The 14,770-nt window shown below is 55.2% G+C and carries 9 protein-coding genes; 5 read left to right on the top strand and 4 right to left on the bottom strand.

What is annotated here, in order from left to right:
- Positions 1 to 102: 102 nt before the first annotated feature.
- The 5 genes from Q8W32_RS08605 (at position 103) to Q8W32_RS08585 (ending at position 6,792) form a co-directional block, all read left to right on the top strand.
- Positions 103 to 1,080 (top strand): DUF523 and DUF1722 domain-containing protein, encoded by a 978-nt coding sequence (locus Q8W32_RS08605; RefSeq protein ID WP_305414538.1) that lies wholly within the window; start codon positions 103 to 105, stop codon positions 1,078 to 1,080.
- The gene (locus Q8W32_RS08600) at positions 1,077 to 1,973 is read left to right on the top strand and encodes a MerR family transcriptional regulator (protein WP_305414536.1); all 897 of its coding nucleotides are present in this window, start codon (positions 1,077 to 1,079) and stop codon (positions 1,971 to 1,973) included. The genes Q8W32_RS08605 and Q8W32_RS08600 overlap by 4 nt, the downstream gene beginning before the upstream one ends.
- A complete protein-coding gene (gene phrB / locus Q8W32_RS08595; RefSeq protein WP_305414535.1) occupies positions 1,966 to 3,429 on the top strand; it encodes a deoxyribodipyrimidine photo-lyase in 1,464 nt (487 codons plus the stop codon). The genes Q8W32_RS08600 and phrB overlap by 8 nt, the downstream gene beginning before the upstream one ends.
- 146 nt (positions 3,430 to 3,575) lie before the next feature.
- Complete coding sequence (locus tag Q8W32_RS08590; protein ID WP_305414534.1) at positions 3,576 to 5,651, top strand: TonB-dependent siderophore receptor; 2,076 nt, start codon at positions 3,576 to 3,578, stop codon at positions 5,649 to 5,651.
- A gap of 172 nt (positions 5,652 to 5,823) precedes the next feature.
- Positions 5,824 to 6,792 (top strand): LysR family transcriptional regulator, encoded by a 969-nt coding sequence (locus tag Q8W32_RS08585; RefSeq protein WP_303432103.1) that lies wholly within the window; start codon positions 5,824 to 5,826, stop codon positions 6,790 to 6,792.
- An 86-nt stretch (positions 6,793 to 6,878) separates the two neighbouring features.
- Here the strand turns inward: Q8W32_RS08585 and Q8W32_RS08580 are convergent, their stop codons facing one another.
- The 4 genes from Q8W32_RS08580 to Q8W32_RS08565 all read right to left on the bottom strand — a co-directional run bounded on the left by Q8W32_RS08580 (position 6,879) and on the right by Q8W32_RS08565 (position 14,575).
- Complete coding sequence (locus tag Q8W32_RS08580) at positions 6,879 to 9,473, bottom strand: LuxR C-terminal-related transcriptional regulator (RefSeq protein WP_305414532.1); 2,595 nt, start codon at positions 9,471 to 9,473, stop codon at positions 6,879 to 6,881.
- A 221-nt stretch (positions 9,474 to 9,694) separates the two neighbouring features.
- Positions 9,695 to 10,015, bottom strand: coding sequence for a Grx4 family monothiol glutaredoxin (grxD, locus tag Q8W32_RS08575; RefSeq protein ID WP_303432107.1), 321 nt, complete (start codon positions 10,013 to 10,015; stop codon positions 9,695 to 9,697).
- A 90-nt stretch (positions 10,016 to 10,105) separates the two neighbouring features.
- Entirely contained in the window at positions 10,106 to 13,891 is a 3,786-nt protein-coding gene (locus tag Q8W32_RS08570) for a hydantoinase B/oxoprolinase family protein (RefSeq protein ID WP_305414530.1), read from the bottom strand.
- A gap of 42 nt (positions 13,892 to 13,933) precedes the next feature.
- Positions 13,934 to 14,575 (bottom strand): c-type cytochrome, encoded by a 642-nt coding sequence (locus Q8W32_RS08565; RefSeq protein WP_305414529.1) that lies wholly within the window; start codon positions 14,573 to 14,575, stop codon positions 13,934 to 13,936.
- Positions 14,576 to 14,770: the final 195 nt, after the last annotated feature.

Below are 14,770 nucleotides of genomic sequence, written 5' to 3'. Positions count from 1 at the left end.
AACCTATGCAAATAACCATAATTGCATAACTTCTATTGACAACAGTGCGGCAATCACCTCAAAATCAAATCTATACAAAAAACCTTAACAAAGGTTATACAAATGACTAATACCCAGCAAACCGCCACTCTCAAAATTGGCATCAGCGCTTGTCTTCTTGGTCAGCCAGTACGGTTTAACGGCGGCCACAAACAGTCACGTTTCTGCACCGATGTATTAAGCCAATACGCAGAGTTTGTGCCGGTCTGCCCGGAGGTCGCAATTGGTCTGGGTACCCCGAGAAAGCCTATTCGCCTGGTCAGTGACAACAGCCATGATACAACCGTACGTGCCTTGGCCAGTGCCGACGCAGAACAGGATGTCACTGAACCACTTAAACAGTATGCGCAGCAGCAAGCTCTGGAGATGAACGATCTGAGTGGCTTTATTCTGATGCAAAAAAGTCCAAGTTGTGGCCTGTTTGGCGTCAAGCGCTATCTCGCCAACGGCCACCCCGAAGGTACCACCACCGGCGTATTTGCACGGGAATTCCGGCGACGTCACCCGCTACTGCCTATGGAAGAAGCTGGAAGACTGAACGATGATGCCTTGCGAGAAAATTTTATGGTGCGGGTATTTGCCTATCAGGAATGGCAAACCTGCCGTGCAGCCGGTATGACGGCCACCAAACTGATCGATTTTCACAGTCGCTACAAATATCTGGTGATGGCCCACAGCCTGGTGCATTACAAGTCCATGGGAAAGCTGCTGGCCGACCTGCACCATGCATCATTGGACGATATTGCCAACGAGTATTTCACCCAGTTAATGACGGCTCTGGCCACCCCCGCCAGCCGTAAAATGCACACCAATACCCTGATGCATTTGCAGGGCTACCTGAAACGTCTGATCACACCAGCAGACAAGGCGGAGCTGACGGAAGTTATTCAACAATATCGCCAGGGCATTGTCCCTCTGGTGGTGCCCTTGATGTTGCTGAAGCATCACCTTAATCACGACAAAACAGTCAACGCTTACGCTCGCCAGCAGGTCTACCTCAATCCACATCCGTATGAAATGGGATTGAGGAACACCCTGTGAGCTCGTCGATTCCTCAGGGCAGCTACCCGATCCGGGAGTTTGCCCGTTGCACAGGGGTTAACCCGGCAACCTTGCGGGCCTGGGAGCGACGCTATGGCCTGATTCATCCCTTTCGTAGCGAACAAGGCCATCGCTTTTTCAGTGAAGAACACGTCCGTCATGTCCGGCGTATCCTCTATTGGCTGGAGCAGGGCTACCCGATACGCCAGATCAGCTTGTTGCTGCTTGGCCATCATGAACATATCGAAGGACATGGCTCAGCTGGCAACCCGGATCACTGGCAGCAACAGCAACAAGACGTGATCGACAACCTGATGGCACTTGACCTCAAACGTCTCGATGCGCTCTGGTGCAAGGCATTCTCGACCTATCCGATTGCACTGTATTACCAGCATTGCCTGGCACCCCTGCGGCAGCAGTTACGTGCCGGTAGCAAGCTGGACGATCCCATGCTGCTACATACCATGGAACATCTGCTACAGCGCAAGCTGAACTGCCTGTTTTATCAGCAACAGCGCCGGGCCAGCAGCCCCACTCTGTTAATGGCGACCAATCACCCCAGCGGTGAACTGGACGTATTGGTACGAGCCTGCGCCATTGGGGCTGTCGGCCTCCGGGTCGAATACCTTGGTCCGAACCTCACCCCCAATGATCTGTGCCTGGCCGCCTCCGTTCTGGAAGCCAGACAGATCTGGATTCATTTTATCGCGACCACGACCGACCAACAGACACGCTGGCAGCGCTACCTCTCTCACACCGAACGCAGCAACATTATTACCGGCACACCACCCAACCATGAGGGTGGCCGACCCAATATGCAGCGTTTACGAACGCCATTACCACGACAGATACAGCACTATGTACTGAACACCGGCAGGGCAACCAATGCGTAACGACCACCCAATCCGCCATCTGGTCTGGTTTCGAACCGATCTGCGCGTACATGACAACCCGGCGCTGCACCATGCCATGCGAGCGGCCAGTAACGCCGATGAATCAGCATCCGTACTGGCGCTGTACTTCGTCACACCACGGCAATGGCAACAACACGGCCTCGGGCAACGTAAAATCCGCCTGATACAGAACGCGGTACATAACCTCAAACAATCACTGGCCAGGCTGGGTGTCGAACTGCTGGTATTACAGGCGGATACTTTCAGTCATAGCCTGCAGCAACTGCAACAGCTGGTAACTGAGCTGGATATTCGCCACGTCAGTTTCAACAACGAATACGAAGTTAACGAAAGCAACCGTGATCGCCACTGGGAGCGCTGGGCCAGGCAACACCAGATTTCGGTTCATCGTTTTCATGACCAGTGCCTGATTCCTCCCGGCGACCTGGCCACCAAAAGCGGCTCACCTTTCAAGGTCTACAGCCCGTTCCGCAAAGCCTGGCTAGCCCGGGCCGAAGGCGCGCAGCTTACCCCGCTGCCCTGCCCAGATGCCTTGCCAACACATACCCGCCCAAGTCTCTCACTGCGCCATGGGCTGGTTGACACTGATTGCTCCCCGGACGCTCTCTGGTTTGACGACGAAGCCAGTGCACATGATGCACTGGAGGACTTCCTGCAGCAGCAAGGCCGGCTTTACCACCAGCAACGAGACCTGCCAGCACTGGATGCCACCAGCCAATTATCCGTTGCCCTTGCACTCGGTTTGCTGTCGCCCCGTCAATGCCTGTTTGCTGCCAGTCAGATGAACAATGGCTTGCTGGCAGGAGGACAGGCCGGTCTGGACAGCTGGATCAACGAACTGACCTGGCGTGAGTTTTACCGCCATTTGCTGGTCGCCTTCCCCCGGCTGTGTCAACACAAGGCGTTCAAGGCAGACACAGAACAGCTGCCATGGCGCGATGCGGAGGCCGACTTCCAGGCCTGGTGCGAGGGCCGTACTGGCTATCCATTGGTGGATGCTGCCCAAAAACAATTACTCGCCAGCGGCTGGATGCATAACCGCTTGCGTATGGTCAGCGCCATGTTTCTGACCAAACACCTGCTGATCGACTGGCGTCGCGGCGAGGCTTTTTTTAATCGTCATCTGGTGGATGCGGATTTTGCCTCCAACAACGGTGGCTGGCAGTGGAGTGCTTCCACCGGTGCTGACGGGGTGCCTTATTTTCGTATTTTTAACCCCACCACCCAATCGCAACGGTTTGATGCCAGCGGCCAGTTCTTGGTGCGTTATTTACCGGAGCTGGCCGCACTGCCCGCCGCCCGCCGCCATCAGCCCAATACCCTCGAACGCCAGCAGTGTGGCTACCCGGCAGCGATCGTCGACCACGCCTTTGCCCGTCAGCGTGCCCTGCAAGCTTTCAAGTCACTCAAGATCATGCAGACGGAAATGGAATGACGGAAGTGGTCAAAAGAGACCCACTCATGTCACAGATACTTCACTCACTGGCAGTAAGTTGATATTGATTAACGCTATTATTAGCTTCACCATCAATGTCATTGACCGCCCTATCAATGCACCTTCCATGGACACAGGACGCCGTCATGAAAGCGCTTTCTTCATCCCGACTTCTGCCATTCGTCGCGACAATGTTTGCCTCTCCTCTTGTGGTCGCGGCAACACAAGACGAATTCTCAGAGCCCTCTCTGGCTGATGATCCTGATATTGAGGTGGTCGAGGTACTGGGGGTCACCGAACCGATAACATCGGTCAGTCCGCGCAAATTGTTGCGCGTCCCGGGTGCGGGTAATGATCCACTGCAAGCCATCGAAAGCCTGCCCGGTGTTGTCTTCAGCGGTGGCCGGGAATCCGCCCCCGCAGTGCGTGGCTCGTCACCGGATGACAACGCTTATTACATCGATTTTTTCCCGGTTGGTTATATCTTTCATAGCGACTCATCGAGCATTCTCAACGACAACGTCATTGATGGTTTTATTCTCGAAGCCGCCGCCTTCGGGCCAGAATACAATGGTTCGACCGCCGCGGTGATTGATGCCAGCTCACGTTCTCCGGATTTTGCCACTCCCCAGGCGGTCATCGATGTCAGCCTGCTCAAGGCCGGGCTTTTTATCGAACAGCCTATCAACAGTGAACAGGGCTTTTATTTATCGGGCCGGCAGAGCCTGTTCCAGTACTATATCGACGCCTTGCTGGACGATGAAGATTTCCAGTTTACGACCTTGCCCGAATATTACGACTATCAGGGCAAGTATGAATATCAGCCCAGTCTTACAGAAAGCCTGGTGGTTCAGGTCATTGGCTCACGGGACAAGGCCGGTCTCAAATTCGACGAAGATTCTGACGAGCTGGCGCAAGACCCGGGTCTGGAGGGTGGCATCAGCTCTGAACGCTACTTCAACAGCCAGGCGATTGTCTGGGACAAGTTTTATGGCAATGGCCTGCAACACCAGAGCGGCCTTTCCCAACTGGAGGAGAAGTTCCAGCTCACTATCGGCCAGGGAAATTTTGTTGACGTCAAAACCAATGACTACATACTGCGCAGCCAGTTTTCCCAACCGCTGGGCATAAATCACTATTTACACTGGGGAGCTGAGCTGTCCGAATCCCATGCCTCTATCAAAGGCAGCTATTCCGGCCCACCCTGCGACGAGTACAACCCGGACTGCCGCCTTGTTGATGGCGAAGAAACGGTCACCCTCCATGAAAATATCGTTATCACCAGCGTCAACCTCAACGTTGCCGACAGCTGGCAAGCCACAGACAACTGGACCATAACCCCCGGCGTGCTGGTGGCTCAGGAAGACTATACTGACGAACTGTTTATTGAACCCAAACTGAGCACTGAATGGCAGGTTGCTCCCGGCTGGAATCTGACAGCCGCCTATGGCCGCTACCACAACTTCCCCGACAACTTTGGCCAATACGCCAAAAACTTTGGTAATCCCGATCTCAAACTGGAAACGGCAACCCACTACGAAACCGGCATTGAACATGAGCTACGGGATGATCTGCTGATTCGCCTCGAAGGCTACTACAAAACCATGCAGCGGCTGGTGATTGCCCGGGCCGACCAGCAAACGGTTTACCCTGATCTGTCGGATGAGGAATATCTCGACCTGCCCCGTTACACCAACGATGCCAGTGGCGAGGCCTGGGGCATGGAACTGTTTATCAACAAGGACCTGAGTGAACAGTGGTACGGCTGGGCTTCCGTTGCCTGGTCCCGTACCCGCCGCACCAATGAGCTGACCAATGAAGATTTCCGCTACAGCTATGATCAGCCCTTAATCGTCAATCTGGTCGCCAGCTATGATTACAGCGATGTATTGTCCCTGGGCTTCAAATGGCGCTACCAATCCGGTCAACTGGTGACACCGATTATTGGGGCAGAACAAGACGCCAATGACCCGGAGCTATACAATCCGATTTATGGCGCACTGAACTCCGAACGTTTACCGGCTTATCACGCCCTGGATGTCCGGGCCGATCGCAACTTCTTTTACAGCCACTGGGAAATGACCCTGTACGGTGAAATTCTCAACCTGTATGGCCGTAATAATGTCACTGACTATCGCTACAAAAATGCTGATTACAGCGAGCGGGAAGACGTGACTGACTTGCCAACCATTGTTTCTCTGGGCGTCAAAATACGCCTATAGATAAGAATAATGTCTTAACATAACCAATAACGCATGGATATATACACCGAAATAAAGAACAATCGATATTTTTAATCTACCATTGTTCCAGGCTTTATGGCACGGTAAGGCCCGAAATGCTACTTCAAACGTTATGTGTTCGAAGACCAACCGCCAATACCAGGAGAGCCTAATGCAGATTGGCAAGCGCGAAGAATTTGACCTCAATGAAATGGCGATTTTTGTCCATGTTGTGGACGCTGGCAGCTTCACCGGTGCCGCTAAAAATCTCGGACTGCCCAAGTCCACTGTCAGCCGCAAAATAACCCAACTCGAAGAGCGTCTTGGTGTGCGACTGATCCAGCGTACCACCCGCAGCTTGCGTCTGACGGATACCGGCAATGCCTATTATGGCCATTGCTCCCGTATCCTCAGTGAAATCGAAGAGGCCAATATCGCAGTTACCCAGATGCAGACCACACCAACCGGTACCCTGCGTATTACGGCACCGGTGCTGTTTGGCTCAACGGTATTATCCAGTCTGGTGGCCGAGTTTATGGATCAACATCCCCAGCTCACCATCGACCTGGTGCTGTCTGATCAACTGCTGGATCTGGTACAGGAAGGCATCGACGTGGCTTTCCGCATCGGGCAGCTGGAAGACTCTTCCCTGATTGGCCGTTATCTCGGCGATGTGCGCATGCTGTTATGCGCCAGCCCGGACTATCTGCAACGCTTCGGTACACCGAAACATCCGGATGACCTCGCCAATCACCGACTGATTTCAGCATCACGCTGGCTGCAATGGAATATGACCAGCCCGGAAGGCAAAGAGCTGACGGTACAGGTCAAACCCAAGTTACAGGCCAACGATTTTGCCTCACTGTATGCCCTGACCTTGTCCGGTAGCGGTATTACGCCGCTACCTGTGCTGATTGCAGCACCGGCCATTCAGTCTGGCGACCTGGTACCCATTTGCTGTAACTATCCGTTTGAAGCCAACCCGATCCATACCCTGTACCCGAGTAACCGCCATCTGTCTGCCAAGGTACGCAGCTTTGTTGACTTCGTGATTGATCACATTCGTCCGAACCCGCCCTGGGAAGTGGACATGCCACACGCCTCCAGGGAATGTGAAGTGCCCAAAGTGACCGAACACTAGATTCCGCTCTGAACTATTCCGCACCGATCAACAAATCATCACCCACCAGAGCAATCATGCCCGGTGGGTGAATCTCCATCTGCCTGTTATAGCAGCAGCAGTTCCTTCGCCTTATTCAACGCCTGAGTGCGGTTTTTCACCCCCAGTTTGATATTGATCTTGCGGGCGTGGGTCTTGACAGTATGCAAGGAAATAAACAGCTGCGAAGCAATGTCCTGATTCGATAATCCCTCCGCAATCTTGCGTAACACATCGTGCTCCCGATCACTGAGCTGGACCCGTACCGGCTCGGTAATCGACGCTTCTGTTTCTCTGGCCGGAGCATACAACTCTGGCAGCCAGGCCTTGAAGCTCATACTGATACCTTCTTGCCGCAACTGGTGCCCGACCTGATTAAAAATATGCTGACTTTCAGCAATCTGATTACGGCCACGTAACGCCGCGGCACGAATCAGCTGAATCAACATCATGATCATTGGGCTGGAGTTACAACGCAGCCATTCATCCACTTCCGCCAGACACTCATTAAAACGGCCACAGACCAGATACAACCTGGCCTGGGTCGCGGCAGCAAAATCCGGTAATAACGGAAACACATCCGGTCGTGACAGCTGCGCTACCGGCTGCCCATCCAGCAGTTCAACCAGACAGCCCTGGGCCCGATGGTGCTTGCCCTGGGAGATCCAGACATTCGCCTTTACCAGAATCAGCCAAAGATAGGTATCAGACTCAACCCCCCAGCCATGCATCAACCGTTCAACCTCATCCAGCATACCCAGAGCCCGGTGATACTCACCGTCAGCGGCGGCCATCATCGCCTGCAAACCATAGCCATAACACACAATGACATCCGCACCTTCGCGACAATAACGACTGCCCTGCTGCAACAACTCGGGCAGGGTCTCGGTTTCGCGACGAGTCACCCACAATAAAAAAGCCCGGTAGACCATCAGTCGCCCCATCGGCACAACCGGGATACGTCCGGGCTTGTCCCGTAGCAGCTGAATGCTGGCATCGACGATATCGAGGCTGAACTCCAGATGTCCCCGGTGCAGCTCGATACGCGCCTGATCAAACATGGCCAGGGCTTCCAGTGCCCAGACGCCATGCTGTCGCGCCAGTTGCATCGCCTGCCGGTTCCAGGCACGGGCATTGTCGAGGTCGGTCTCACCCAGACTCAAATACGTCAACGTACTGCACATCAGAAAACGGCTGCTGTAACGATCGCCCGGCAACCCGGCCAGCGCTTTTTTACACAAATTCATCGCACTTTTGTGCTGTCCTTTCAGTCGCGCCTGATACCCTTGCAACGCCGCCAGGTCGGCCTCATTCAGCAACTGCCGGTGGATCAGCTGGCGCAGCATCGCGTCGGCCCGGCGCTGGCGGTGACTGACCAGCCAGGCCCAACAGGCCAACTGCATCAGCCGTGGCGACCGATTCAGCACCTGCTCCCCTGCCAGCTCACACCAATCAATCAGACCGGCAATATCCAGACTGGCCATCAATGCCTCGGCCTGGGATTCCATCCACGGCGCCAACTCTGCCACCATCGCCGTTTTCTGCGCGTGTTCCAGCGCCCGTACCGGCTGCTGATGCTCGCCGTACCAATAAAAGGCCTGTCGATGCCATTGTTCACGCTGCACTTCCGTGACCGTGGCAGCCACCAGCCGCTGGAACGGTGCCGCAATCGATACCCAGCCACTTTGCTCCAGAGGCTGCAAAAAACCATTCCGTACCAGCTCTTTAATCCCGGCACTGGCATCCTGATGATTCAATCGCCGCAACAAATCCTCACAGCCCTGTTCCAGCACCGACAGCTGCTGTAACAGCAAACGGCACTCTGCCGACTGCTCGGCGACCACCTCACTGAGCCAATAGTCCTGCAACTCAAAAACCCCCAGGCCTGGGGCCATTACATCCAGCGTGGCATAGGCACGGACACAGGCCAGCCAGATACTCATCGCTGCCGGCCAACCGGCCAGGCGGCGATCCAGCAGTGCCTGTTCCTCCGGAGCCAGCTGCAGCCCATGCTGTTCCAGCCAGCGCTGTTGCTGTTGCCTGGTAAAGCTGAGCTGATGCATACCAACGGCCAACATGGATGGGTGCTGGAACACGGCGCAGGCACCTCGGGGAGCGCGACGGGTCGCCAAAGCAAGGAAACAAGACTCAGGAGCCCGCCGGATCAGAAGCTGAACCAGTTGCCAGCCAGTGTCATCAAGGTTCTGCAGGTTATCGATACACAGGCACAGCGGCCGGTCGATCAGCGCCAACCAGTTGAGCAGAATGGATTCCAACTGCTCGACAGCAAAGGTCGGAGGTTCCTCCAGAGGCCAGCAACGCCGCGCCAGCGCCATGGCTTCTGCCGACCCATCACCGGCCAATAATGCCTGCAGCAACAAGGCGGCATCATCCGTCACTTCACAATTGAACCAGAGGACATTCAGCCCTTGCCCCTGCCAGCGCTGATACCACTCCAGCAGATATTGCGTCTTGCCAAAACCCGCCGGGGCATGAATCCACACCAATCCTGGTGCCGCCATATCCAGCGCATAATCGAGACGTTTGATAGATGGAGACAAGGACAAGGGAGGACGTCGCCGGGCCAGTAACAGCGGAGACGCAAGAATATCCACTAACGGTGCAAGTGATGTGTTATCGGAATAGTGTTCAGAAGCTGACATAACGGACTGCTGTGACCATTTGCAGCATTATGGCGAGTTTTGTCGACGTACAGCAACCGCCGTCAACGGCAATGCAAACCATCGCGCCACGTTTGATAACGTGGGCCAACGCTCTCCAGCGACAGCAACAGCCATGCAGACGAGCAACAACGCAAGCGCGTCATGGCGAATGGCGGCAAGCACAACCGGTGCGAAGCCGAGCGGCTTCGCACTCGTAACGATCAGGACTCTGCCGCTGCTTCGTCAAGCAGAGCTTTTAATTCGCCCTTTTCAAACATCTCGGTGATGATATCGCAACCACCGACCAACTCACCCTTAACCCACAACTGGGGAAAGGTTGGCCAATTGGCATACTTGGGCAAATTGGTGCGAATTTCCGGGTTGGACAGAATATCGACATACGCGAACTTCTGGCCACACTCCATCACGGCCTGCACTGTGCGGGCCGAGAAGCCACACATGGGCTGATTGGGTGAACCCTTCATGTACAGCAGAATATCGTTGCTTGCGATCTGGTCTTTGATGACTTCCATAATATCCATGGTGACAAATCTCTCATCAGGTGAATAAGGTGAATAAACAGCGGCCAGATTACCACAATCCTGACTAATCCCGACAGCCGCACTTGGGTTTTAGCGTCCAGCCACTGGCACAGTGGCGGTACCGTAACCACCACCACCCGGTGTATGAATCGCCAAGGTATCGTTCTCTTGCAACTCCAGTCGGGCACAACCGGCGACAGGCAATACCGATAGCGGTTCTCCGGCGGCGGTACGACCGCGCATCACCAGATTGACTCCGCAACGACCGGCATCCCCACCCTGAATCCCGAAAGGGGCTACCTGGCGGCGGCCACTGATAATATTGGCGGTCATCGGTTCGAGAAAACGGATATGCCGCTCAACGCCCATGCCGCCCGGGTATTGGCCAGCGCCACCCGAGCCACGGCGTAAATGAAAGTGATCCAGCACCACCGGGTAACGTTGCTCCAGCACTTCCGGGTCGGTCAGCCGTGAGTTGGTCATATGACTGTGCACTGCGCTGGCACCGGCTCCCGAAGCACTGCCACCGGCGCCACCACACAAGGTTTCGTAATACTGGTAACGTTTGTTACCAAAGGTCAGATTGTTATTGGTGCCCTGACAGGCCGCCATCAGCTGCAGTGCGCCCATCAAGGTATCAACCAGATACTGGGCGGTTTCGACATTGCCGGAGACCACTGCCGCCGGATAGCAAGGGGCAATAATCGATGCCTCCGGTACCCGAATGGTTAACGCCCGGAACAGGCCAGCATTCAGCGGAATCGGCCGAGCCACCAGCACCCGGAATACATACAACACGGCAGCTCGGACCACGGATGTGGGCGCGTTAAAGTTGCCCGGATGCATGGCCTGGTCCGGCCGATAACCGGTGCCGGTAAAGTCAATCATGGCACTGCGCGCCTGCTGATCAACCTTGATCGTTACCGCAAAGCGGGTGCCATCATCCATCCGCTGCTCGAACTGCCCCGATGGCAACTGGGCCAAACACGCTCTCAGAGTATATTCGGCATTGTCGAGCACATGGCCCATGTATTGATGTACCCGTTCCCGACCATAACGCTGACAAAGACGCGCCAGCTCTCGGGCACCGGTTTCACAAGCCGCCAGCTGGGCCTTCAGGTCGGCCATATTCTGCGCTGGGTTACGCGCCGGGTAACGGCCGTTCGTCAGCACATCCAGCATTGAATCCGTCTGCAATACTCCGTGTCGCATCAGCAACAGGTTATCGATCAGTACACCTTCTTCCTCAATATGCTGGCTATTGGCGGGCATCGATCCTGGGGTTATGCCACCGATATCAGCATGATGACCACGGGCCGCCACAAAAAAATCCGCCATTCCGGAACGGTTACCGTCAATAAAAACCGGTTTGACGACGGTGATATCTGGTAGATGTGTGCCTCCTTCATAGGGCGAATTCAGCACGAAGGCATCCCCCGCTTCCATTTCCGGGTGGCGACGGACGACGGCCAGCACGCTGTCACTCATGGAGCCAAGGTGCACCGGAATATGAGGCGCATTGGCGATCAGTTCAGCATGACGGTCAAAGATGGCGCAGGAGAAATCCAGCCGTTCCTTGATATTGACGCTGCTGGCGGTTTTTTCCAGCACCAGCCCCATCTGCTCTGCGGCGGCCATAAACAGGTTATTAAAGACTTCCAGTTGTACCGGATCAGCCCTGGATGGTTCCGGGTCAGTCAGTGCCATATCCGATAGCGGCACGGATAGGAGCGCCTGTTTCTGCACGGTATCTGGCATCTTTTCCAGTACCAGTGCACCGCTGGCAATCACCTTGCACACCCAGCCCGGCTCAACGATCAACGTGCTGTTACTGTCGGTCAAGAGCAGTGGCCCGGCAGCACAAAAGCCATCGGGCAAACGGGCGCGGGGATAGACAGTGACCGACTGCCGACCATCAGCAAAGACCATGTCGATGGTGGCCAATGGCTCGGGAGTGGCCCTGGCTGTCGGCAGCAACCGGGGTAATGGCTCACCGGGCTGAATACGTTCCAGCTGAATGGCGTCACAGATCAAGGCCTGATCCGCAGCCGCAAACCCGAACAGTTGCCGGTGTCGGGCAGTAAATTCGGCGGTCATCTTGTCTGGCGTAGCCAGCGTTACCAACAAGGGCGTATCGGCACCCTGGTAACGCAGATAAGCACGCCACTGATCCGTCACCCCGGCAGAATCCGGCAACGCTTGTCGGGCTTGATCGCTCAATTGCTGACAAACCCGTTCACGAACGGTGTCCATCTCGGTCAGTACCACTTCGACCGGCTGTTCTCCCAGCCAACGCTGATCCGCAACACCAATACCATAAGCGGACAATACCCCAGCCATCGGGTGCAGGTAGACCTGTGTCACGCCCATTGCCTCTGCCACCTGACAGGCGTGTTGGGCGCCGGCACCACCAAAGGCAACCAAGGCGTAGTCCCGTACATCATAGCCGCGCTGTACCGAGATTTTTTTGGCGGCACTGGCCATATTATCAACGGCGATGGCCAGAAAACCCTGCGCCAGTGATTCTGCGGTCTGCACTTGCCCGGTCTGCTGACTCACTTCAAGTGCCAACTGTTGAAACTGTTGCCGGACGCTGTCCACATCCAGGGGTAAACCCTGATTCGGCCCAAACAAACTGGGAAAATACTGTGGCTGGATACGCCCCAACAAAACATTGCAATCGGTGACGGTTAACGGCCCACCATTACGATAACAAGCCGGCCCTGGATTGGCACCGGCAGACTCCGGTCCGACCTGTAACCGACCGTCAGCAAACTTGACGATGGAACCACCACCAGCCGCCACAGTATGAATATTCATCATCGGCACCCGCAAACCGACACCGGCAATACGGGTGCTGGTCTCGCGCTCCAGCTCACCGGCAAAATGGCTGACATCCGTTGAGGTGCCACCCATATCAAAACCGAGCAGGCGCTCAAATCCATCGGCACTGGCGGTACGTACCATGCCCACCACACCACCGGCCGGACCAGACAAAACGGCATCCTTGCCGGATAACAAGGCCGCCGCTGCCAGGCCACCATTCGACTGCATCAATGACAATGTCGCATCCGGGCAAATCGCCTGCAGCTGCTGTTCAACATGTATCAGATAACGCTGTAATACCGGCGTCAGATAGGCATCTGCCAGAGTGGTTTCGCCTCGGGCGACCAGTTTGATCAGTGGGCTGACCTGATGGGATAGGGAGATTTGTTCAAAGCCCAGCGCCAGCGCCAGTTCCGCCAGTGCCAGTTCATGCTGCGGGTATTTGTAAGCGTGCATCAGCACCACGGCGACCGCACGAATACCGTTGTCCCTGGCTTCCTGCAGTTGCACACGGGCAGCGTCCAGGTCCAGCGGCCAGTCAACCTGACCACTGGCCAAGATCCGCTCTGGCACTTCGTACACCGCCTGATACAACAGCTCGGGTTGTTCGATGGCAACGGCAAACAGATCCGGGCGGGTTTGATAGCCAATCTGCAACTGGTCGCGCAGGCCACGACTGATGAACAGCGCCACCGCCGCCCCCTTGCGCTCCAGCAGTGCATTGGTGGCGACCGTAGTACCCATTTTTACTTGACCAATAAGACGCCCCTGGTCTGGATAAAGCGCCAATAACTGACGAATGCCTTCAATCGCGGCATCGTCATAATGATCCGGATTTTCAGACAGCAATTTGTGCGTCACCAGTTGACCGTCCGGGCGTAACGCCACCAGATCGGTAAAGGTGCCACCACGATCAACCCAGAATTGCCAACGACGGGCAGAGGAACATAAGGCAGAAGAATCAATGGGAGAATGTGTCATGGCGAGGTCACTGGTCTGTCGGGCAGACCAGTCTAGCAGAGCAGCCAGCGGGCGAGAAAATCTTCGCATAACCCGGTATCCGGTTATGCGAAGTCGGACTGCTGTTAATAATCAGGGCATATGGGTCACATACGCTGCCAGGTCTTTTAATTGCTGCTCGGTCAGATTCTGGACCACACCAATCATTGGCGATGTTTTCCGATCCACATTCTTGTTCTTGAAGTTCAGCAGGGTTGTTTCCAGAAACTCATAAGGCTGGCCTGCAATCCGGGGATAGTCGCGGGAACCATGACCCATTTTTCCATGACAGACATAGCACACCGCCTCAAACAGCGCCTTGCCCTCAGGAGAAGACGCAACCGGTGCCTCTCTTTCCATAACCGGGCGATTGGCAAAGTACAGCGCGATCGCGACCCGATCCGAATCACTGATCTGCCCGGCCAGCTTGCTCATCACATAGTCCTTGCGCTCGCCGCTGGCGAAGTGCTCAAACTGGGTAAACAGGTAGGACGGATTCTGGCTGGCCAGATTGGGAATATATGTCCGGGTACTATTGCCATCCTTGCCGTGACAGGAAAAGCACAAGGTACCGCGATATTCTCCCTGCTGAATAGCAGCTTTCAGTGCTACCGGGTCTTGTTGGATACGAGCCATATCGGCCAACAATTCGTCAACAGTCTCCGCCTGCACAGAGACGGACAACAGCCCCAACGACAGGAGCAAACACAGTACAGGTTGGATGATATTTTTCATTGCCATAACAGTCCCAGTGATGATCCGATAAAATACCGATCCGGCTGCGTTGCTCCAACCCCTGAATGGGCTGTTTTGCCAGTTTGTCGGACAGCTACTGACCTGAGTCAACAGGTCTATTGGAGCACGGTCGTTCAGAATACGTCGAACGCGACATTGTCACGCATTGTCCTTTGGCCCAATCAACAGACTCCG

Source organism: Oceanobacter sp. 3_MG-2023 (genome assembly GCF_030688925.1).
In the GTDB taxonomy this organism is placed as follows: Bacteria; Pseudomonadota; Gammaproteobacteria; order Pseudomonadales; family Oceanobacteraceae; genus Oceanobacter.
The sequence above is the reverse complement of the archived record's forward strand: the minus strand, read 5'-3'. Positions and strand labels throughout refer to the sequence as shown.